Raw genomic sequence first — 22,638 nt, forward strand, 5'->3', positions numbered from 1 at the left:
CCAATATGTTACGCCAGTAATCCCACACATTAAATAGGTTTTTTAGTGACCCAAAGCGGATTTCCGTGTACAGGTCAATTTAAGAACAAAACAGTGAAAATCCCTGTAATTGATCTGCCGCAATTTAAGCTTATCTCCTTGTTTATTTCTATAATATCTCTATTGATTTCTAAAAAAAGATTTCAGGATGTTAACTTTTGGTTTCATTGAGCTTTAATGGGAGCCCGGATGTTAATTAATTGTACTTTTATGGTTGCCATAAATATCTAATTCGCTACCTTCTTAAATCCAATTATTAACCTTTTATTTCCAATGAACCTATCGTGCTGTGTTAATAAATATAGCTCAATTCAGTGAATGTTAACTATTTAGCTTAAAATAAAAAAGGCCACCCGAAGGCGGCCAACATGTCGAATCTTTTTCTTTAATAAATCGACTTAACCCGCACCCTAATTTTACCGGTGCGGGTAGTGTAATACTTATTGCGGAAGCAATGATTTCACGGCTTCGCCGATATCGGCCAGGCTGCGAACGGTTTTAACGCCTGCCGCTTCCAGCGCTGCAAATTTCTCATCAGCAGTGCCTTTACCACCCGCAATGATGGCACCAGCATGGCCCATACGTTTGCCTTTAGGCGCCGTCACACCCGCGATATAGCCCACAACCGGTTTGGTCACGTGTGCTTTGATGTAGGCTGCGGCTTCTTCTTCAGCGTTACCGCCGATTTCACCGATCATCACGATCACTTCAGTCTGCGGATCTTCCTGGAACAGCTTCAGGATATCGATGAAGTTAGAGCCCGGGATCGGGTCACCGCCGATACCAACGCAGGTCGACTGGCCGTAGCCGTAGTCAGTGGTCTGTTTCACGGCTTCATACGTCAGCGTACCTGAGCGGGAAACAATACCCACTTTGCCCGGCAGATGAATGTGGCCTGGCATGATGCCGATTTTGCATTCGCCCGGCGTGATCACGCCCGGACAGTTTGGCCCGATCATCACCGCGTCGCTTTGATCCAGTTTCACTTTAACCACCAGCATATCCAGCGTCGGGATGCCTTCAGTGATACAGATGATCAGTTTGATGCCTGCATCCAGCGCTTCCAGAATGGAATCTTTACAGAACGGTGCCGGAACATAAATCACAGACGCGGTTGCGCCGGTGGTTTCTACCGCTTCACGCACGGTATTGAACACGGGCAGACCCAGATGTTCGGTGCCGCCTTTGCCCGGCGTGACGCCGCCGACCATTTTGGTACCGTAAGCAATGGCTTGTTCGGAGTGGAAAGTCCCCTGGCTACCGGTGAAACCCTGGCAGATAACTTTGGTGTTCTTGTTGATTAAAATCGACATTATTTCCCCTCCACTGCCGCGACAACTTGTTGAGCCGCATTCGTCAGGCTGGTCGCTGCAATGATGTTCAAACCGCTGTCTGCCAGTTTTTTGGCACCCAGCTCGGCATTATTACCTTCAAGACGCACCACAACCGGCACGCTGACGCCCACTTCTTCCACCGCACCGATGATACCATCGGCGATCAGGTCGCAACGTACGATACCGCCGAAGATGTTGACGAAGACGGCTTTGACTTTTTCATCGGACAGGATGATTTTGAAGGCTTCGGTCACACGTTCTTTGGTTGCGCCACCGCCCACATCGAGGAAGTTAGCCGGTTCACCGCCGTGCAGTTTCACGATATCCATGGTACCCATTGCCAGACCGGCACCGTTCACCATGCAACCAATGTTACCGTCGAGGGCAACATAGTTCAGTTCCCACTGCGCTGCCTGAGACTCACGGGCATCTTCCTGGCTGTAATCGCGCATTTCACGCAATTCTGGCTGACGGAACAAGGCGTTGCCGTCCGCACCCAGTTTGCCGTCGAGACAGATCAGGTCGCCAGCGGTAGTCACTACCAGCGGGTTGATTTCGATCAGCGCCAGATCGCGCTCAAGGAAGATGTTCGCCAGACCCATGAAGATCTTAGTGAACTGCTGAACCTGCTTACCGGTCAGACCCAGTTTGAAAGCCAGTTCGCGGCCCTGATACGGCTGCGGACCTGCCAGCGGATCAAGCGCAACTTTGTGGATCAGGTGCGGGGTTTCTTCCGCCACTTTCTCGATTTCCACGCCGCCTTCGGTAGAGGCCATGAACACCACGCGACGGGAGCTGCGATCCACAACCGCACCGAGGTACAGTTCCTGATCGATATCCGTTGCCGCTTCAACCAGGATCTGGTTAACCGGCTGACCGCTGGCGTCTGTCTGATAAGTCACCAGACGTTTGCCCAGCCAGTGCTCAGCAAAAGCACGGATTTCTTCTTTGCTTTTAACCACTTTCACGCCGCCCGCTTTACCGCGGCCACCGGCATGAACCTGACATTTCACCACCCACGGACCGGCACCGATTTTCGATGCAGCCTCTTCCGCTTCACGCGGGGTGGAACAGGCGAAGCCCGTTGGTGCTGGCAGGCCGTAGCGCAGGAACAGCTGTTTCGCCTGATACTCGTGTAAATTCATGATGTTCTATCCATTCTTATTCGGTAAGTAGGAAGGCTTATCAGGGCACAGCGAGCTGTGCCGCAGATTTTTCGATCTCTAATCTTTCGCTGTACCGGGACTAGACGTCCAGCAGCAGACGAGCCGGATCTTCCAGCATCTCTTTAATGGTCACCAGGAAGCCGACGGATTCGCGGCCATCAACCAGACGGTGATCGTATGACAGTGCCAGATACATCATTGGCAAAATCACCACCTGACCATTGACTGCCATCGGGCGATCTTTAATGGCATGCATGCCCAGGATCGCGCTCTGTGGCGGGTTGATGATCGGCGTGGACATCAGGGAACCGAAGACACCGCCGTTGGTTACAGTAAAGTTACCACCGGTCAGTTCTTCCACTTTCAGTTTGCCGTCACGGCCTTTGATCGCCAGCTCTTTGATTTGCTTCTCGATATCCGCCATGCCCAGCGTATCGACATCACGCAGAACCGGGGTCACCAGACCGCGTGGCGTAGAAACCGCAATGCTGACATCGAAATAGTTGTGGTAAACCACATCATCGCCGTCAATAGAGGCATTGACTTCCGGGTAGCGTTTCAGCGCTTCAACCACGGCTTTCAGATAGAAAGACATGAAACCCAGACGCACGCCGTGACGTTTTTCGAAACCATCACCGTACTGCTTACGCAGATCCATGATGGGCTTCATGTTGATTTCGTTGAAAGTGGTCAGCATCGCCGTGCTGTTTTTCGCTTCAAGCAAACGCTCAGCAACGCGTTTACGCAGACGGGTCATCGGTACACGTTTTTCGCTACGTGAACCCAGAGCCGGTGCGGCGCTGGTGGCAGCCGGAGCCGCCGCAGGTGCTGCGGCTGGCTTAGCGTCTTTGGCTTTCGCCAGATGCTGTTCGATATCTTCACGGGTCAGACGACCGCCGACACCGCTGCCTTTAATCGCGCTGGCATCGAGAGAATGTTCTGCAATCAGACGGCGGATCGCCGGGCTGAGTGCGTCGTTATTCTCTTCTTCCAGTGCTGCTGTGTGGCGTGCCGCAGGAGTCGCTTCTTTATCGGAGCTTTTCTCAGTGCTTGGCTTACCGCTGCTGTTACCCGGACGGATACGCGCCAGGATCTGACGGGAAATCACCGTCGCACCTTCGTCTTCGATAATGCTGTCCAGAATACCGGCTTCACTTGCCGGCACTTCCAGAACCACTTTATCGGTTTCAATTTCTACCAGTACATCGTCACGCTCAACACTGTCGCCCGGCTTTTTGTGCCAGGTGGCAACCGTCGCATCCGCAACGGATTCAGGAAGGTCAGGGACCAGAATATCTACGCTACTCATTATAAATCCTTCTTATGTTCCATAGTGTTAACTCACGCCAACGCGTTATTTAACGTTCAGCGCATCGTTAACCAGATCTTGCTGTTGCTTCTGGTGAACGGACATGTAACCCACTGCCGGGGAAGCAGAGGCCGGACGTCCTGCGTAACGTAAAGAAGCCCCGAAAGGAATCACTTCACGGAAATTGTGCTGGCTGCAATACCACGCGCCCTGATTCAGCGGCTCTTCCTGACACCAGACGAAATCATGAACGTGTGAGAATTTCTCAAGCACTTCCTGAATTGCCTTGTGCGGGAACGGATAAAGCTGCTCGATGCGGACAATCGCCACATCGGTTTGCTCGTTTTTGCGACGCTGTTCCAGCAGGTCGTAATACACCTTACCGGAGCACATCACCACGCGCTTAACCTGTTTCGGTTCCAGTTCGTCGACTTCACCAATCGCTGGCAGGAAGCTGCCGTTAGCCAACTCATCAAGCGTAGAAACCGCCAGAGGATGACGCAACAGAGACTTCGGTGACATCACGATCAGCGGACGGCGCATACCGCGCAGTGCCTGACGACGGATCATGTGGTAAACCTGCGCCGGGGTAGACGGGATACATACCTGCATGTTTTGCTCAGCGCAAAGTTGCAGATAACGTTCCAGACGCGCGGAGGAGTGCTCCGGCCCCTGCCCTTCGTAGCCGTGCGGCAGCAACATCACCAGACCACACATGCGGCCCCATTTCTGTTCGCCGGAACTGATGAACTGGTCGATAACTACCTGTGCACCGTTGGCGAAGTCACCAAACTGCGCTTCCCAGATCGTCAGGGTGCGTGGTTCAGCAGTCGCGTAACCGTATTCAAAGGCCAGCACCGCTTCTTCGGAAAGCACGGAATCCCAGACGTTGAATTCGCCCTGGCTGTTATGAATATTGGCCAGCGGCACGTACACGGAACCGTTTTTCTGGTTGTGGATCACGGCATGGCGGTGGAAGAAAGTCCCGCGGCCGGTATCTTCACCGGACAGACGGATCGGAATACCTTCATCTACCAGCGTAGCGTAGGCCAGGTTTTCTGCGCCGCCCCAGTCGAATTTCTTGTTCCCTTCGGCCATCTCGTTACGGTCGCCATAAATCTTGGCAACGCGTGACTGCATTTCGATCGCATCCGGCACATGGCTGACGCGACGCGCCAGTTCCTGCAGACGTTTCAGCTCGACTTTGTTCGGGTAAGGCTCGTCCCACTCATGATTCAGATACGGTGACCAGGTGAAAGTGTGCATGTCATTCTGACGCCACTCTTCCACTACGCATTCACCGGCATCCAGCGCATCGCGGTACAGGTTGACCATTTCCGTGGCATCTTCGAGACTGGCTACGTTTTGCTCAGTCAGGACATCAGCGTAAATCTTGCGTGGCGTCGGGTGTTTCTTGATCTTGTTGTACATCAGCGGCTGGGTTGCGCTCGGTTCGTCGGCCTCGTTATGGCCGTGGCGACGGTAGCAAACCAGATCGATCATGACGTCACGTTTAAAGGTGTTACGGAAATCCAATGCCAGGCGGGTCACGAAAGCCACCGCTTCAGGGTCATCGGCATTGACGTGGAAAATCGGTGCCTGCACCATTTTTGCAATATCGGTACAGTAATCGGTAGAACGCGCATCTTTTGGATTCGAGGTGGTGAAACCCACCTGGTTATTGATGACGATACGCACGGTACCGCCCACTTCATAACCGCGTGCCAGCGACATGTTCAGGGTTTCCTGCACCACACCCTGACCGGTAATCGCCGCATCACCGTGAATGGTGATAGGCAGAACCATGTTGCTGCGCGCTTCGTCCAGACGATCACGACGGGCACGCACAGAACCGATGACTACCGGGCTGACGATTTCCAGGTGCGACGGGTTAAACGCCAGCGCCAGGTGAACCATACCGCCTTCGGTTTCCACATCAGACGAATAACCCATGTGGTATTTCACGTCACCGGTACCCAGATGTTCTTTATGCTTGCCGGAGAATTCGTCGAACAGGTCCTGCGGCTTTTTGCCCAGCACGTTGATCAGCACGTTCAGACGACCACGGTGCGCCATACCCAGCACGACTTCGCGTGTGCCGTTTTTGCCAGCATGACGGATCATTTCTTTCAGCATCGGCACCAGCGCATCGCCGCCTTCGAGTGAGAAGCGTTTTGCACCGGGGAATTTCGCGCCCAGATAACGCTCCAGACCTTCTGCTGCGGTCAGCTCTTTGAGGAACGTTTTCTTCTCATCCAGAGTGAAGCTCGCCCGGCCCGCCACGGATTCGATACGCTGTTGGATCCAGCGTTTCTCTTCGGTATTGGTGATGTGCATGTATTCCGCACCAATCGAACCACAGTAGGTTTGCTTCAGGGCTTTATACAGCTCGCCGAGCTGCATGGTTTCCTTGCCGATGGCAAATGAACCGACGTTGAAGGTTTCCTGGAAATCAGCTTCAGTCAGATGGTGGAACGCCGGATCCAGATCAGGCACGTCGTCCAGTTTCCACAGGCCGAGGGGATCAAGGTTCGCGTTCTGATGGCCACGGAAGCGGAAGGCGTTGATTAACTGCAGCACCTTAACTTGCTTGGCATCCGTTTGCGGATCGCTGATGGAGGAGTTATAACGTGACGCGTCTTTCGCCAGGCGGCGGAAGTAGTCCCGAGTTTGAGAATGGAGTTGCTCTGGTTTCACACCCACTGTTGGTAGCTGTTTAAAAATCGAACGCCAGCTATCGTCAACGGAACCAGGATCGGTTAAGTAGTCTTCATAGAGTTGCTCTATGTAAGACTGGTTTGCACCCGCCAGATAGGAGGAATCCAGCCAGGCCTTCATTGCGCCGTTCTGCATCGTGATCCCTTAAGCTTTGAAGCTTTAGTTTTCGCCGTGGTTAATAATATTGACCGTGATACACCGCGGTAAAACGGTTTTCCATACTAAAACAGTTCGTTGGTTGAGCGTTTGGCTCTTCAAGGAACCTTCAGAAATCCGCCATGCGCGTGACTGATTTTTGAAGTTACCCTGCTTGTTTCTGCTGCTTTTCAGCTTTTCTCTAACTCCCTGATTTTGACCCGGCTATCTTACTCCAGTCAGGCGCAACTTTGTTGCACTTGTTGCTACTTTGTTATTAAAAATTTAATTATTTGCTATCGCCGCCTCAGTTACCACATTTGTAACTAAAGAAAGCGAAAAGCCGGTGATAACGAAATAACAGCGGGAACCTGAGTTCCCGCTGTGCGTGGCTTATCAATCAGGCACCGCGTTGTAGCAGCATCGATTTGATATGGCCGATAGCCTTGGTCGGGTTCAGCCCCTTCGGACATACACTCACACAGTTCATGATGCTGTGGCAGCGGAATACGCTGAAAGCATCATCCAGATCGTCGAGGCGCGATTGTGTTTCGGTATCGCGGCTGTCGATCAGGAAACGGTAAGCGGCCAGAAGGCCCGCCGGTCCGACAAACTTGTCCGGATTCCACCAGAAGGACGGACAGGACGTTGAGCAGCAGGCGCAGAGAATACATTCGTACAATCCGTCCAGCTTTTCGCGGTCATCCGGCATCTGTAAATGCTCACGCGCCGGAGGATTTTTCCCATCATTCAATAAGTAAGGCTTAATCTTCTCATACTGCTTATAGAATTGTCCCATGTCTACTACAAGGTCACGGACAACCGGTAACCCGGGCAACGGACGGATAACAATTTTCTTGCTGCCGTTACGCAGTGTCGAGACGGGCGTGATACACGCCAGACCGTTTTTACCGTTCATGTTAACGCCATCTGACCCGCAAACGCCTTCACGGCATGAGCGGCGGAAAGACAGCGTCGGATCCTGTTCTTTCAGCAAAATCAGCGCGTCGAGCAACATCATGTCGCGCCCTTCTTTGGCTTCCAGCACATAATCTTTCATGTACGGCACATCATCGACATCCGGGTTGTAGCGATAAATCGAAAATTCAATTTTCATAATTTGTCTCCGCTCCGCCCTAGTAAGTACGCGCTTTCGGCGGGAACGCCGCGCGAAGCTTAGGCTGCATGTTCACCTCACGGCGGGTCATGCTTTCTGTTTCCGGCTGATACAGCGTGTGGCACAACCAGTTCGCATCATCACGCTCAGGGAAGTCGAAGCGGCTGTGTGCGCCACGGCTTTCGGTGCGGTAGTTTGCGGAGACGGCGGTGGAGAACGCGGTTTCCATCAGATTATCCAGCTCCAGACACTCAACGCGCTGGGTATTGAACTCTGAGGACGTATCATCCAGACGGGCAGATTTCAGACGCTCGCGGATCACTTTCAGCTCTTCCAGACCTTTCGCCATCGCATCACCTTCACGGAATACCGAGAAGTTGTTCTGCATGCACGATTGCAGGTCTTTACGGATAGCCACCGGATCTTCACCTGAACGGGTGTTGTTCCAGCGGTTCAGACGTGCCAGAGACACATCGATATCATCCTGAGACGCATCACGGCTGTCGCCCTGCTCTGCGATGGATTCCTGCAGATGCATACCCGCTGCACGGCCAAACACCACCAGATCCAGCAGTGAGTTACCGCCAAGACGGTTAGCGCCATGTACCGATACGCAGGCAATTTCACCCACCGCGAACAGGCCCGGGATCACTTCGTCCTGGCCCTGTGCGTTAACACGCAGCGCCTGGCCGGTCACCTTAGTCGGAATACCGCCCATCATGTAATGGCAGGTCGGGATAACCGGGATCGGCTCTTTCACCGGATCGACGTGTGCGAAGGTACGCGACAGTTCAAGAATACCCGGCAGGCGGGATTCCAGAACGTCTTTACCCAGATGATCAAGTTTGAGTTTGGCGTGCGGGCCCCACGGACCTTCACAACCACGGCCTTCACGGATTTCGATCATGATGGAACGCGCCACCACGTCACGACCCGCCAGGTCCTTGGCATTCGGCGCATAACGTTCCATGAAACGTTCGCCGTCTTTATTGAGCAGATAACCGCCTTCACCACGACAGCCTTCTGTCACCAGCACCCCTGCACCGGCGATACCGGTCGGGTGGAACTGCCACATTTCCATGTCCTGCACCGGCACGCCTGCACGCAGCGCCATGCCGACACCGTCACCGGTATTAATGTGGGCGTTGGTAGTGGACTGGTAAATACGCCCTGCACCGCCGGTCGCCAGCACAGTGGCTTTGGCTTTGAAGTACACCACTTCACCGGTTTCAATGCAGATTGCGGTACAGCCGACGATCGCGCCGTCCTGGTTTTTCACTAAATCCAGTGAATACCATTCGGAGAAAATCGTGGTGCCGTTTTTCAGGTTTTGCTGGTACAGCGTGTGCAGCAAGGCATGACCGGTACGGTCGGCTGCTGCTGCGGTACGTGCCGCCTGCTCGCCGCCGAAGTTCTTCGACTGGCCGCCAAACGGACGCTGATAAATACGGCCGTCTTCAAGACGGGAGAAAGGCAGCCCCATGTGTTCGAGTTCCAGAATCGCTTCCGGCCCGGTTTTACACATATATTCAATGGCGTCCTGGTCACCGATATAGTCGGAACCTTTTACGGTGTCGTACATATGCCATTCCCAGTCATCCTCATGGGTGTTACCCAGCGCAACGGTAATACCGCCCTGCGCGGACACCGTATGGGAGCGGGTCGGGAAGACTTTTGAAATCAGGGCGCAAGACAGCCCCATTTGTGAAATCTGTAACGCGGCACGCATACCGGCGCCACCTGCACCGATGACGACAGCATCAAACTCTCTGACTGGCAGATTCATTTACTACGCTCCCCAAACAACAATTGTTCCGTAAAGTAGGTAAACCACTAACACCACGACGATAGCCAGTTGCAGCATCAGTCGGACAGCCAGCGGTTTCACATAGTCCGTTAACACCTGCCACATGCCGATCCACGCGTGTATCAGAATTGAGAGCAGCGCCAGCAGTGTGAATACTTTGGTGATGGAGGAAGAGAAGAAGCCATGCCAGACATCAAATGTCAGTTCCTGAGCCAGAACCACGAAGCCCAGAATATAGAGGATGTACAGAGTGAGGATAATGGCGGAAGCACGCAGTAACAGCCAGTCGTGCACACCATTGCGCCCTAACGCAGAAACGTTGCTTACCATACGAGAACTCCAGCCAGAATTGACAGCACGACGGTCAGACCGATTGCCACCTGGGCAGAACGGGTACCGGCAGCCAAACTCTCTTCGATATAGCCAAAATCCATCAGCAGATGGCGGATGCCACCGCAAACGTGATAGGCCAGCGCAGTGAGTATTCCCCAAAAGATGAATTTGACGAAGAAGCTATTCATGATGGCGGCAGCATGTGCAAACCCTTCAGGAGAAGAGAGAGACAGGCCTAACAGCCAGAGGAGGATACCGACGGCGACGAAGGTAATTACGCCAGAGACTCGGTGTAAGATGGACGCTATCGCAGTAACAGGAAACCGGATCGTTTGCAGATCCAGATTGACAGGTCTTTGTTTTTTCACGGTTTTGCCCACACAGCTCTTATTATTTTCCCTCCGGTCCGGAGCAGTATGTCAGACAGCACCCTTTCCTTCGTTCTTGTCGCTGTGGGTGCGTTGGCTGCGCGCGCTCACCCTACTCACTGACCTATGTCAGCTCACAGGGATTCGGTTGCTTGCCGCCTTCCCACAACACCAATTACTTTGGAAAGCTGAGCTAAAGCTCATCAGTTTTCGCGCTCAAAGGACGACATCCAGTGTGCTTAAAAGGCGCGATGAACGTATTTTCGTAGCCGTAACGTAAAGGGCGAAGAAAATGATGCTGGGTGCTCCTACTTCGGATTGCCCGGAGACCTTGCAGGAGTATAGGTTGATCACATTCTTATTACAATTGCCCTACAAATGCTTTATTCACATTTCTCTGAAACAGTGAGTTATCTCTCACTTTTCATAAAAGACACAAAATAAATTATCTGGTTTGACATTTGATCAACATTTCCATTACAAATGAGCTATCCCTATAGGACTGTGATACTGAGCACATACCGGCTTCGCCTTCACGCACCAAAATGGTGAAAGTTTCTGAAGAATCAGCGGATCACACAATCGCATGCGGGGTCTTCCCTGATGGCTCAAGTTATGCAAAAGTGGTGATTGTGTAAATCCTCATACTCTTCACCGGTACTGAGCGACAGAACAGTAATGATTTACCGAATCGTTAACAACGATGAAACGCCGCTTGTTTGTCACAGAGCAGTCTGAGACTGCACTTCGACTCAGCTCTACGTTCCCTTCCCATTCGATCGCAGAGCTAAGGCTGACAATAATAATGACCTTACAAGGCGTCGCTTCCAGGCATTTCTGTTGTTACTGATTTTTAAAAATAAGGCGCTAAGGAGACTGTAAATGGCTGATAAGAAAGCGACACTTACCCTACAAGGTCACGACCCGATTGAACTTAACGTGCTGTCCGGCACACTGGGCCAGGATGAAATCGATATCCGCACCCTCGGTTCTAAAGGTCTTTTCACTTATGACCCCGGTTTCACCTCTACTGCATCCTGCGAGTCCAAAATCACCTATATCGACGGTGACGAAGGCGTTCTGCTGCACCGTGGTTTCCCGATTGACCAGCTGGCACAAGAGTCCACTTTCCTTGAAGTGAGCTACCTGCTGCTGAACGGCGAAGTGCCGACTCAGAAACAGTACGATGAGTTCAAAACCAATGTCACCCGTCACACCATGGTGCATGAGCAAATCACCCGTCTGTTCCACGGCTTCCGTCGCGACTCTCATCCGATGGCTGTGCTGTGTGGCGTGACCGGCGCACTGGCCGCGTTTTATCACGACTCGATCGACGTAGAAAACGAACGTCACCGTGAAATCGCCGCTTACCGTCTGCTGTCCAAAATGCCGACCGTCGCCGCCATGTGTTACAAATATTCTATCGGCCAGCCGTTTGTATATCCGCGCAATGACCTGTCCTATGCCGGTAACTTCCTGCACATGATGTTCGCCACCCCGTGTGAAGAATACAAAGTGAACCCGATTCTGGAACGCGCGATGGATCGTATTCTGATCCTGCACGCTGACCACGAGCAAAACGCCTCTACCTCCACCGTGCGTACCGCCGGTTCTTCCGGCGCTAATCCGTTTGCCTGTATTGCTGCGGGTATCGCGTCCCTGTGGGGACCGGCTCACGGCGGCGCGAACGAAGCTGCACTGAAAATGCTGGAAGAAATCAGCAGCGTTGATCACATCCCTGAATTCGTGAAACGTGCTAAAGACAAGAATGATTCCTTCCGCCTGATGGGCTTTGGTCACCGTGTTTACAAAAATTACGACCCGCGCGCGACCGTGATGCGTGAAACCTGTCATGAAGTGCTCAAAGAGCTGGATCTGAAAGACAACCTGCTGGAAGTGGCGATGGAGCTTGAGCACATTGCGCTGAACGACCCGTACTTCATCGAGAAGAAATTGTACCCGAACGTCGATTTCTACTCCGGCATCATCCTGAAAGCGATGGGTATCCCGTCTTCCATGTTCACCGTGATCTTCGCGATGGCACGTACTGTCGGCTGGATTGCTCACTGGAGCGAAATGCATCAGGAAGGCATCAAAATTGCCCGTCCTCGCCAGCTTTATACCGGCTATGACAAGCGCGATTTCCACTCTCAGCTGAAAAAATAATCTTTCTTTTCATGGATGACAAAAAGGCTCCTGCGGGAGCCTTTTCAATTTGGTGCGTTTGCTATACCTGACACACCGGACACCAGAAGAACGGTCGCGATGACACGCTGGTTTTCATGATCGGATCGCCGCAACGCTCGCACGGCAGCCCTGTGCGGCCAAACACTTTGAAGCGAAACAGCGCACCGTGATGCACATTTTCATCCATCGTGCCGCGTGTGGCATATGACAAGCGCGCAACCGACAAACAGGCATCGGCCAGCGCATCCCGTTCCGTTTCGTTCAGCTCTTTGGGTTTATGATCCGGCAGCAGTTTCGCCAGCCAGAGAATTTCCGACCGCAGATAATTACCCAGCCCCGCCAGAAATGCCTGATCCAGCAACATTCCGCCTAACTGGCGATTGCAAAATTTAGGCGAAAGTAACCGCTCACGGACCTGCGCGACGGTCAGCCACTCATCCAGCACATCCGGGCCGATACGTTGCAGGAACGGATGATTTTCAATGTCCGCCGTATCGTAAATACTGATCTCGGACGCGCTGTACAGCAGGATCGCCGCGTCTGTGGTTTCCAGCTTTACCCGCAACGAGCGTTGGGTTTCTTGCGCCACGTCACCGGCATTCACCACCCGCCAGACACCGTAAAGCTGATTGTGGCTGTAGAGCGTCAGACCGTTGGAAAAGTGCGTCAGCAGCGCTTTTCCGCGTGTTTCAATTGACGTGATTTTCGTGCCCCTGAGCGCTGACTGATAAGGTTTCAGCGCCGGAAACGCAAACCAGACATCCGTCAGGGGCTTATTCACTACCGCAGCAGCCAGCAGATCAGCAGCACGGCGAATTTCAGGACCTTCAGGCATCAGTGAGTCGCACCCTCAGCAATTTTTAAATCCTGTTCCGTGTGCAATGCGATGGCGATAGTCAGTTCAAGGGCGTTCAGGACAGTATGTACTGACATACTTGGCGCGCCCGGATGATGCGCGGCCTGTTCCGGCAGATAAGGTATGTGGATAAAACCGCCCTTCACCACTTTGCAGGCAGGCTGCGCCAGACGGTGCATCAGACCGTACATCACATGGTTACAGACGTAGGTACCGGCGGTTTGCGACACCGATGCCGGGATCCCCGACTCGCGTAATCCGTTAACAATCGTCTTGATCGGCAGGGAAGAGAAATACGCCGCCGGGCCATCGCTGATAATCGTTTCATCCACCGGCTGATTGCCGTCGTTATCAGGAATACGCGCATCATCGACGTTGATCGCCACGCGTTCGATACTGAAATCCGTGCGGCCACCGGCCTGTCCGACGCAGACAACCATTTCAGGCAGCACTTCATCGATCGCCGTATTCAGTGCATCAATGGCTTTGCCGAACACGCACGGCAACTGGCGAACCACAATCTGCGCACCCGACAATTCCAGATCGCCCAGTTGCTTTACCACTTCCCATGACGGATTAACGCGCTCGCCGCCAAAAGGCTCAAAACCGGTGACTAAAACTTTACGCATAGGTACTCCTCAGATTCTGCAAAAATCAGCCTGCGCTGATCTGAATATCCTGTTCAACAAACGCGCGCCTCAACCGGCGGGCAAACGTCAGTGCATGCTCACCATCACCATGTAAACAGACAGTGTCTGCTTTAACGGGCACCCAGACGCCTTCGCGGCTGAGCACTTTCTGTTGCTGTATCATCGACAGTGTCTGATCGACCGCCAGCTCATCGCTTTCGATCATCGCATCCGGCTGAGTACGTGGCACCAGCGTACCGTTGTTCTGATATCGCCGGTCAGCAAACACCTCCTGACGGGTTTGCAAACCCAGACGTTCACCGGCACGAATTAATTCGCTGCCCGCCAGCCCGACCAGTCGTAATGCCGGGTCCACTGCCTGCACCGCACGGGCGATAGCATCCGCCAGCACGGCATTGGTCGCGGCCTGGTTGTACAGCATGCCATGTGGCTTCACATGCACCATATTTCCGCCTTCGGCACGGGTGATGGCGGCCAGTGCACCCAGCTGATATACCACCTGCGCATACACCGTTTCGGGCGGTAGTTGCATGGCGGTGCGGCCAAAATTTTCGCGATCCGGAAAACCGGGGTGCGCGCCAATCGCCACGCCGTATTTCAGCGCCCCGCGCACGCATTGCTGCATGGTCTGCGCATCACCGGCATGAAATCCGCAGGCAATATTGGCTGAACTGACAAGCTGCAACAGCGCCTCGTCATTCCCACAGCCTTCGCCTAAATCGGCATTAAGATCAACGACCATGCAGCCCCCGTTTAATCTGTTCGATAAAGAGCGATTGCTCACGCAAGGCTTTCTGCGCGTCTTCCGGTGTGCATTTGATGAAATGAACCGGTTCGCCCAGCCGGATTTGCGCCAGATTATACAAATCCGCCTCAATGACACAGGCAATACGCGGATAGCCGCCGGTGGTCTGGGCATCGGCCATCAGCACAATCGGCTGGCCCCCGTGCGGCACCTGCACCACGCCCGGCAATAAGCCGTGCGACAGCATTTCTCGGTCAGTTTCGCGTTTTAGCGTATGACCGTGCAGACGGTATCCCATACGGTTACTTTGCGGGCTCAGCTGCCAGGCGGCGCGCCAGAATTCCTCACGCGACTTCTCGCTGAATTCCTGATACTCCGGCCCCGGCAATGCCCGAATGCGATTGCCGAAAAGCAATTGTTTAATGCCCGTGGATTTGTGGGGCTGCGGGTACGAGTCGCCGGTGGGAAGCGTGTCACCGTCCTGCAACGGACGCCCGTGGAAGCCGCCAAATTTGGCTTTCAGATCGGTACTGCGCGACCCCATGACTTGCGGCACATCAATGCCGCCGGAAACCGCCAGATAGCTACGCATGCCGCGGGTGGGCATTTTCAGGGTCAGCACCTGCCCCGGTTTCACTTCATAACACCAGCCGGTCCACAGCTCTTTGCCATCAAGCTGCGCGTGGCAACCGGCACCGGTCAGCGCGATCCAGCCCTCGCGGTGAAACCCGGCACTGAATTGTCCGAGGGTAATTTCCAGCCCGGCGGCATTTTCATCGTTGCCGACCAGCAGGTTGGCGATACGCAACGCCGGGGCATCCAGCGCGCCGGACTGACTCACGCCCTGCTGGCGGTAACCGTTGCGGCCTAAATCCTGCACCGTGGACAACATCCCGGCGCGTAAAACCTTCAGCATACGCCCTCCTTCTGTGGCACAAAGCGCACGCTGTCGCCCGGCAGCAATAATGTCGGCGGTTCCCGCAGCGGATCAAACATCGCCATTGGCGTCTGGCCGATCAGTTGCCAGCCACCCGGCGTCGCGAGAGGGTAAATACCGGTCTGACTACCGCCAATGCCAACCGAGCCCGCAGGCACCGACAGGCGCGGCTCGCCGTGACGTGGCGTGGCAAGTTGCTCCGGCATGCCCCCCAGATAAGGGAAACCGGGCTGGAAGCCGAGAAAATAGACGGTGTAATCAGCACCTGCATGGCATTCCACCACCTGACGCGGCGTCATGCCGGTATGGCGCGCCACATTGTCTAAATCCGGCCCCAGCTTACCGCCGTAAATCACCGGAATTTCAATCCGCCGCGATCCCGGCTCAATGGCTTCGCTTTCTTCCCACCAGTTTTGCAGACGCTCAATCGCATCCAGCGCCGAACTTTGCGCCTCACAGAGTAATACCGTCAGATTATTCATACCGGGAATGACTTCACGCACGCCCGGATACACGGCGCGATCCTGTAAACGTTGCGTCAGTCCCCAGATCCGCTGCTGGCTTGCCAGTGACACCGGGGGTTCAAGTTCCAGCACTACCGCGCGTTCGCCCAGCAGGTAACATCGTGCTCGTTGCACTCAGACACTCCTTAAAGAAGGGTTGTGGATCATCGGGTTATTCATCGAATCAATAGCGTGAGATTTGTTATCAGTTATGCGTGAAACAGAGTGCTGATGTCAACTCATCTGCCCCTTTGCGCGGGACACTGAGGTTTCGCCCGTCGCCTGCAACTGCTACTCTCAGAAACGTTGCTGTTTTTTTAGCGTTTGGATAACGCCTTCGTTACACAATAGGGATGGCCTGTGAGAAAACCATTAGCGCTCTTTTTTCCGCTCTACACCACGACATTACTGATGTTACTGGGCTCCGGCCTGCTGACGACTTACATTTCCCTGCGTCTTTCCGCTATTCATGTCAGCGGCGCGATGATCGGGGCGATCATCGCAGCTAACTACATCGGGCTGGTTATCGGCGGCAAAGTCGGCCATATCCTGATCGCCCGCGTCGGCCATATTCGCGCCTACGTTTCCTGCTCCGGCATCATCACCGCCGCCGTGCTGGGCCATGGCCTGACTGACATTATCCCGGTCTGGGTGGTGCTGCGCCTGATCATCGGCTTATGCATGATGGTGCAATATATGGTGCTGGAAAGCTGGCTCAACGATCAGGCCGAATCCAGCCAGCGCGGCGTGGTATTTGGCTTTTACATGGTGGCGTCTTATCTCGGGATGGCACTCGGTCAGGTCGTACTGATGCTCAGCAGCGATTTAGGCGTCAGTACGCTTATCGTTATCGCCTTGTGTTTCGCCCTGTGTCTGGTGCCGATTGCGCTGACCACACGTACCAACGTCGGCCATATGTCTCCGGCACCGATGGAGCTGAAATTCTTTATCGGCGCGATCCCGAAAGTGCTGGCGATTACACTGGTCATCGGCATGGTCGTTGGCTCGTTTTACGGCATGGCACCGATTTACACCAGTCAGCAAGCGCTGACGACACAGCAAACTGGTCTGTTTATGGCGCTGGCGATTTTCGCCGGGCTGCTGGCACAGTTCCCGCTCAGTTGGCTGTCTGACCGCTATAACCGCAACATGCTGATGCGCATAAACGCTATCCTGCTGGCCGTTACCGCCCTGCCGCTGGCGTTGTTCAGCCATATTTCATTCCCGCTGTTACTCGCCATTGGTTTTGTCGTCAGCCTGATGCAGTTCACGCTGTACCCGCTGATCGTCGCGCTCGCCAATGACATGATCGAACCGGAACGCCGCGTCTCGCTTTCAGCCTGTCTGCTGATGGCCTTTGGCGTCGGTGCCTGTATCGGCCCGCTGGCGGTCGGTGCGCTGATCGAGCCGTTGGGCGGCAACATTCTTTACGCCTTTTTCGCGCTGTGCGGTATTGGGATTGTGGCGCTGAGTCGCACGTCGAAGAAAGAAGAGGAAATGCAAATGGCAACCGATGCGCCGGTTCCGCACATCGCCATGCCAGACAGCCTGAGCAGTTCCCCGCTCTCGCCTGCCCTGAACCCGGCGTTTGACGAGCAGATGATTCAGGAAACCATGCCCGCCCCGGAAAATGTGGTGGAACCGCAGGTTGAAGAAAGCGAAGTCGCTGAGGAAGAAGATGAGAGTAAGTATCCACCACAGGGCGCTGACCCTGAAGTGGATACCGGATTACAGCGGGCATTTACCCTGCTGGAAGACAGCGTTTCTGAAGAGACTGGCGAAAAGAAAAATTAGGCAGGATTGTCGATGTCGATGAACATGACGTCTAACCCGTGTTCCGCTGCCAGCCATTCGCCCAGCGCTTTCACGCCATAACGTTCGGTGGCGTGATGGCCTGCGGCAAAGAAATGCAGACCCATTTCACGGGCAATATGAATGGTTTGTTCAGACACTTCGCCGCTGATAAAGGCATCGACGCCAAATTCTGCGGCTTTCTGAATGTAGCCCTGACCGCCACCGGAACACCATGCCACGCGACGGATTTCGGCAGGTGCATTCTGTGAACTGTGCAGCACGTTGCGATCCAGCGTCACTTCAATGCGCTGGCGGAATTCTTCGCCGGTCAGTGGTTTTTCCAGCTCACCCCACGGCAACAGCACGGCAATTTCCCCCTGCACGGTAATACCGAACAGTTTCGCCAGTTGCGCGTTATTCCCCAGCTCCGGATGACCGTCCAGCGGCAGATGGTAGGCGTACATATTGGTATCCGTTGCCAGCAACGTCTTAAGACGGTTACGCTTCATGCCGCGAATTTCAGCCGGTTCGTCTTTCCAGAAATAACCGTGATGCACCAGAACCGCATCGGCTTCGACAGCAATCGCGGCATCCAGCAGATCCTGCGACGCCGTCACGCCGGTCACGACACGCTGCACTTCACGACGTCCTTCGACCTGCAATCCGTTCGGTGCGTAATCTTTGTAGTTGCTGATATCCAGTTTCTGGTTAATCAGCTTTTCAAGCTGGAGGTTGTTCATGGCGTTTCTCGTTATTAATGGATAGATCTATTTGATCTCTAATTTATCACCCTGCGCCATCCTGACAAACTTCACGCCAAACTTATTGCCTTTTTCCAGTTGCGCCATGATCTCTTTTTCAGGATCTGCACCGGCTTTCAGGCTCGGTTTAACGTGGCTGATAATCACCGTCAGGCCGTTCAGCGCGCCCTCGCCGCCTGCGTATCCCTGCAAATATCCCAGCTCTTTCAGCAGCCAGCCCGGCGTCAGATGCCCGAACAGTTTGCCGTCGGGCACGCCATCGGGATATGATGTTTCGATAATCAGCCCTTTCAGGCGTTTCGCTTTCATCTCATCGCCCAGCATGCGCCACACGGTATCGAGATTCTTCGATTTTTCGACTTCATCCGGGCCGGTATCGCCAAAAAAGGCAAACGACGCATTATTACGGCTCACCAGAATCATACTGGATGGCGTACCGCCGTGGCTGAGCGGGTAAATATTGCCGTCCAGACCGGTCAGACCGAGGGAGAAACGCTGCGCCGGGCGTTGCTGGTTCAGGCGATAGGTGCCGATACGTAAACCACTGCCGGAGTCGGTAAAGTTCGGCCAGACGCGGCCATTGAAATAATGCTGACGCAGCGTGCCGATAGTATCCGCCGTGCCGTAAATCGGTTTTTTGCTGTCTTCCGGCGAACTGATGATAAGCCCAGCCAGATGGTCGAGATGACCGTGACTGATAAAGTATCCGCCAATCAGGTTGCGGAAAACCTCACCCTGCGGGGTCAGGGGCGCAGCATTTTCAGCGGTGACCTGCGGGAAACTGCCTTTATCCAGTGCCTTACGGATGCCCGGCAAAACAGAACCGGCATCCAGCCCGAGATAGAGTTTTTGATCATCACTTCTGATCAGGTAGGAGGTGAGATTACCTTCTTCGACGCCGCCGTTCACACCGAGCGCCACAACATCAAATGCCGCATTGGCCTGGCCCGCCCCGCATGCCAGCATCAGCGCCAGCAGGTATTTTTTCATCACATCGCTCCTTGTCGTGGTGAGTGTATAAAATCAGTCTGACCGGTTTTTTGCCGCCTCAAAAGCCGCAAGCGTGTCTTTTCTCGCCTGTGCGTGATCAATAACCGGCAGCGGATAGTCTAACACGCGCCGATGTTTTTCCGCCCAGCGATGCGGTTGATGAATGTCTCTTTCCGGCACATCCGATAATTCCGGCACCCAGGCTTTGATAAAGCGTCCGGCTTTGTCAAAACGTTCACCCTGTGTTGTCGGATTAAAAATACGGAAATACGGCGCGGCGTCTGTGCCGGTAGATGCGCCCCACTGCCAGCCGCCGTTATTGGCGGCCAGATCGCCATCCAGAAGTTGCGTCATGAAATAGCGTTCACCTTCACGCCAGTTGATTAACAGATCCTTCACCAGAAAACTGGCAACTATCATACGAAGGCGATTATGCATCCAGCCCGTTGCATTTAGCTGACGCATGGCCGCATCGACAATCGGATAACCGGTTTTGCCTTCTTTCCACGCCTGTAAATCCTCCGGCGCGTGACGCCAGCGTACGTTGTCAGTCCATCCGACGAACGGCTGATGTTTGCAAAGTTTCGGCCAGGCGACGATCAGATGACGGTAAAACTCGCGCCACACCAGTTCATTCAGCCAGCCAAATGCGCCGCTGTCGGTTTTCTCCAGCACCTGCGGGCATTCCGTTCGCAGACGGTTCAGACACTGGCGCGGTGACAGCACGCCAATCGCCAGATACGGCGACAATGAACTGGTGCCGTCGACGGCCGGTAAATCACGCTGCCCGAGATAATCCTGCACCTGTTCGCGGCAAAAACTACGTAGCTGGTTGCGCGCCGCGTCTTCGCCAACAGCGAAATCATCGCCGATATCCGCCAGCGGATAATCGAACGGCATCAGCCGGTGCATCATCACTTTTCCGGCATGTTCACGGGCTGGCGGCGCTGGTAAAGAACGGCTGTCAGATTCGGTCAGGCGCGATAAAAACGCCCGACGAAACGGCGTATAAACCTTATACATTTCGCCGTTTCCGGTGATCACGGAACCCGGTGGCAACAGCAGGCTGTCGTCAAAAGCATGGCACAGTACAGATTCGCTGACCGCGTTCTCCAGCGCCGCATCCCGCTGACGCTCATTGATTTCATACTGTTTATTGTAAAACAGAGTGTCCACCTTTTCGGCTTTGCAGAAATCTTTCAGCCAGTCCACGCTGTCAGCAAAATCATCGCACTGGTGATAATGCAGCACAATGCCCCGTTCAGCCAGGGCATGCTGTAGCGCCTGAAGATGCTGATAAATAAACATCGCCTGACGCGGTGCCATTTCGTGTCGTTTCCACTGTTCCGGCGTGGCAACAAATACAGCAATAACACGCGCCTGCGGGTCTTCACAGGCGGCATGCAACGCGCGATTGTCGGTTATCCGCAGGTCATTGCGGAACCAGACTAAATGCGTGGTCATATTTTCCCTTTTAATGTCCGTATCGAAGTTTTAACGCTTCCGGATAAGGCTCGAAATAACGCTGGTCAGCCAGATAAGCGTCCGGATATTCCGACAGGTAATGTTTGAGCAAAGTGATCGGGGCCAGCAACGGCTGCATGCCCTGACGGTAACGGTCAATAAGCCCGGCCAGTTCCTGACGCTGCGGCGAACTCAGCTGTTTGCGGAAATACCCCTGCACATGCATCAGCACGTTAGTGTGATTACGGCGCGTGGCTTTGTGGCTCAACAGGTTCATCAGCCGCAGGCGGTATTCGTCAAAGTAGTTATCGAGAGAATCCCACTCTGCCATCGCGGCGACAAAACGCCCCAGCTCACGGTATTCCGGCTGAGAATGGGCCAGCAGAATAAGTTTATAACGGCTGTGGAAGGCCATCAGTTTGCCGCGCGTCAGGCCGCTTTCGCGAAGCTGGTTCAACTCAAACAGCGCAAAAACGCGCTCAACAAAATTCTCACGCAGCACCGGATCGTTGAGCCGCCCGTCTTCTTCTACCGGCAGCCACGGATGTTGTTTCATCAGCTCGGCGGTATATATCCCGATACCGGACTTTTTGGCATCTTTACCATTGGCGCTGTACACCCGCACCCGCTCCATCCCGCAGCTCGGGGATTTTGCACAGACGATATAACCACACAGGCCGGTCAGCGGTGCCACGCGTTTTTCGGCGTACTGCTGCATTTTTTCGGTTACATCAACGCTCTCATCGTTACTGAAACGCATCACGATACTGTCATCCATTTTCACCAGGCGCAGCGCCGGACGCGGCGTCGGCAGGCCGATCGCCATTTCCGGACAAATCGGTTCGAACCGCACATAGGGCGCCAGTTGCTCTACGGCAAACGCCAGACGTTTATGCCCGCCATCAAAGCGGACATTTTCACCCATCAGGCACGCACTGATACCAATCGGAATTGTTTTCGTCATTGTCTGCGCCTTGCGTTGAAAGAAGGAAAGAGAGGCGGCATTAATTCATCACCCTTATATATAACTTTAGCACAAGTTATACATAAAAATAATGTTGTACAAGTTTATCGGCAGGCAATAAAAAACCCCGTTGGAGGAACGAGGTTTTTGGCTCCTCCCCTTGGCAGGGGAGGGAGCTAACTTAATAGAAATCTTGTGTCGCCATCTCGGCATGACTCAGCCACACCGGTTTATCGCTGGTTTTCATCCAGACGCGGTGCAAATAGCTGTTAAAACGGGCACGGTCAGCACGGAACAGCATGACCGGCAGGGCCAGAATACCGGCAGCGATAACAAAAGCGCGGCGGGCCAGTATGCGGGTCATTGTGTATGGCGTGTAATCATTCATCGCGTTGCTCCTGTGAAGTTTGGAAAGTTTTCGGAAACTGTAAGTTGTGAAAAATATACCGCAACTGATGAAA

The 22,638-nt window shown here is 53.9% G+C and carries 20 protein-coding genes; 2 read left to right on the top strand and 18 right to left on the bottom strand.

Annotated elements, in window-relative coordinates; translation table 11 throughout:
- Positions 1 to 479: 479 nt before the first annotated feature.
- From sucD to sdhC, 8 genes are all read right to left on the bottom strand, one after another.
- Complete coding sequence (gene sucD, locus RAHAQ2_RS15345; RefSeq protein WP_013576436.1) at positions 480 to 1,352, bottom strand: succinate--CoA ligase subunit alpha; 873 nt, start codon at positions 1,350 to 1,352, stop codon at positions 480 to 482.
- Positions 1,352 to 2,518 (bottom strand): ADP-forming succinate--CoA ligase subunit beta, encoded by a 1,167-nt coding sequence (gene sucC, locus RAHAQ2_RS15350; RefSeq protein ID WP_013576437.1) that lies wholly within the window; start codon positions 2,516 to 2,518, stop codon positions 1,352 to 1,354. Before sucC ends, sucD begins: the two co-directional genes overlap by 1 nt.
- Positions 2,519 to 2,618: 100 nt before the next feature.
- A complete protein-coding gene (odhB, locus tag RAHAQ2_RS15355; protein ID WP_015698112.1) occupies positions 2,619 to 3,848 on the bottom strand; it encodes a 2-oxoglutarate dehydrogenase complex dihydrolipoyllysine-residue succinyltransferase in 1,230 nt (409 codons plus the stop codon).
- Positions 3,849 to 3,893: 45 nt separating this feature from the next.
- Positions 3,894 to 6,701: a 2-oxoglutarate dehydrogenase E1 component gene (gene sucA / locus RAHAQ2_RS15360; protein WP_015698113.1), complete on the bottom strand. Its 2,808-nt coding sequence runs from the start codon at positions 6,699 to 6,701 to the stop codon at positions 3,894 to 3,896.
- 400 nt (positions 6,702 to 7,101) lie between these two features.
- Positions 7,102 to 7,818 carry a succinate dehydrogenase iron-sulfur subunit gene (locus tag RAHAQ2_RS15365; protein WP_015698114.1) on the bottom strand — a complete coding sequence of 239 codons (717 nt, stop codon included), beginning with the start codon at positions 7,816 to 7,818 and terminating at the stop codon, positions 7,102 to 7,104.
- Positions 7,819 to 7,837: 19 nt separating this feature from the next.
- A complete protein-coding gene (gene sdhA, locus RAHAQ2_RS15370) occupies positions 7,838 to 9,604 on the bottom strand; it encodes a succinate dehydrogenase flavoprotein subunit (protein ID WP_015698115.1) in 1,767 nt (588 codons plus the stop codon).
- A gap of 3 nt (positions 9,605 to 9,607) precedes the next feature.
- Positions 9,608 to 9,955: a succinate dehydrogenase membrane anchor subunit gene (gene sdhD, locus RAHAQ2_RS15375; protein ID WP_013576442.1), complete on the bottom strand. Its 348-nt coding sequence runs from the start codon at positions 9,953 to 9,955 to the stop codon at positions 9,608 to 9,610.
- Positions 9,949 to 10,338 carry a succinate dehydrogenase cytochrome b556 subunit gene (sdhC, locus tag RAHAQ2_RS15380; protein ID WP_015698116.1) on the bottom strand — a complete coding sequence of 130 codons (390 nt, stop codon included), beginning with the start codon at positions 10,336 to 10,338 and terminating at the stop codon, positions 9,949 to 9,951. Before sdhC ends, sdhD begins: the two co-directional genes overlap by 7 nt.
- Positions 10,339 to 11,208: 870 nt before the next feature.
- On the opposite strand from sdhC, the gene RAHAQ2_RS15385 reads away from it, so the two are divergent.
- Positions 11,209 to 12,492 carry a citrate synthase gene (locus RAHAQ2_RS15385; RefSeq protein ID WP_015698117.1) on the top strand — a complete coding sequence of 428 codons (1,284 nt, stop codon included), beginning with the start codon at positions 11,209 to 11,211 and terminating at the stop codon, positions 12,490 to 12,492.
- 61 nt (positions 12,493 to 12,553) lie between these two features.
- Here RAHAQ2_RS15385 and nei read toward each other — a convergent pair whose 3' ends face one another.
- From nei to pxpB, 5 genes are read right to left on the bottom strand one after another with little or no spacing between them, the layout of a single operon-like run.
- Positions 12,554 to 13,348, bottom strand: a complete 795-nt coding sequence (nei, locus tag RAHAQ2_RS15390; RefSeq protein WP_015698118.1) for an endonuclease VIII — start codon at positions 13,346 to 13,348, stop codon at positions 12,554 to 12,556.
- Positions 13,348 to 13,998, bottom strand: coding sequence for a pyroglutamyl-peptidase I (pcp, locus tag RAHAQ2_RS15395; RefSeq protein WP_015698119.1), 651 nt, complete (start codon positions 13,996 to 13,998; stop codon positions 13,348 to 13,350). Before pcp ends, nei begins: the two co-directional genes overlap by 1 nt.
- Before the next feature lie 25 nt (positions 13,999 to 14,023).
- Entirely contained in the window at positions 14,024 to 14,761 is a 738-nt protein-coding gene (gene pxpA, locus RAHAQ2_RS15400) for a 5-oxoprolinase subunit PxpA (RefSeq protein WP_015698120.1), read from the bottom strand.
- Positions 14,751 to 15,680 (bottom strand): 5-oxoprolinase subunit PxpC, encoded by a 930-nt coding sequence (gene pxpC / locus RAHAQ2_RS15405; RefSeq protein ID WP_015698121.1) that lies wholly within the window; start codon positions 15,678 to 15,680, stop codon positions 14,751 to 14,753. Before pxpC ends, pxpA begins: the two co-directional genes overlap by 11 nt.
- Positions 15,674 to 16,339 (bottom strand): 5-oxoprolinase subunit PxpB, encoded by a 666-nt coding sequence (gene pxpB / locus RAHAQ2_RS15410; RefSeq protein WP_015698122.1) that lies wholly within the window; start codon positions 16,337 to 16,339, stop codon positions 15,674 to 15,676. Before pxpB ends, pxpC begins: the two co-directional genes overlap by 7 nt.
- 276 nt (positions 16,340 to 16,615) lie before the next feature.
- Between pxpB and RAHAQ2_RS15415 the strand changes: the two genes are divergently transcribed.
- Positions 16,616 to 17,998: an MFS transporter gene (locus RAHAQ2_RS15415; RefSeq protein ID WP_414811657.1), complete on the top strand. Its 1,383-nt coding sequence runs from the start codon at positions 16,616 to 16,618 to the stop codon at positions 17,996 to 17,998.
- Here RAHAQ2_RS15415 and RAHAQ2_RS15420 read toward each other — a convergent pair.
- From RAHAQ2_RS15420 to RAHAQ2_RS15440, 5 genes are all read right to left on the bottom strand, one after another.
- Entirely contained in the window at positions 17,995 to 18,738 is a 744-nt protein-coding gene (locus RAHAQ2_RS15420; RefSeq protein ID WP_015698124.1) for a type 2 GTP cyclohydrolase I, read from the bottom strand. The two genes, RAHAQ2_RS15415 and RAHAQ2_RS15420, sit on opposite strands and share 4 nt — an antisense overlap.
- 27 nt (positions 18,739 to 18,765) lie before the next feature.
- Positions 18,766 to 19,749, bottom strand: a complete 984-nt coding sequence (locus RAHAQ2_RS15425; RefSeq protein ID WP_015698125.1) for an MBL fold metallo-hydrolase — start codon at positions 19,747 to 19,749, stop codon at positions 18,766 to 18,768.
- A 33-nt stretch (positions 19,750 to 19,782) separates the two neighbouring features.
- On the bottom strand, positions 19,783 to 21,213 hold the full coding sequence (phrB, locus tag RAHAQ2_RS15430; RefSeq protein WP_015698126.1) for a deoxyribodipyrimidine photo-lyase: 1,431 nt from the start codon (positions 21,211 to 21,213) through the stop codon (positions 19,783 to 19,785).
- 10 nt (positions 21,214 to 21,223) lie between these two features.
- Entirely contained in the window at positions 21,224 to 22,177 is a 954-nt protein-coding gene (locus RAHAQ2_RS15435; protein ID WP_015698127.1) for a YbgA family protein, read from the bottom strand.
- Positions 22,178 to 22,358: 181 nt separating this feature from the next.
- On the bottom strand, positions 22,359 to 22,565 hold the full coding sequence (locus tag RAHAQ2_RS15440) for a YbfA family protein (protein ID WP_015698128.1): 207 nt from the start codon (positions 22,563 to 22,565) through the stop codon (positions 22,359 to 22,361).
- Between the last annotated feature and the right edge of the window lie 73 nt (positions 22,566 to 22,638).

It is taken from the genome of Rahnella aquatilis CIP 78.65 = ATCC 33071, from assembly GCF_000241955.1.
Taxonomy (GTDB): Bacteria; Pseudomonadota; Gammaproteobacteria; order Enterobacterales; family Enterobacteriaceae; genus Rahnella; species Rahnella aquatilis.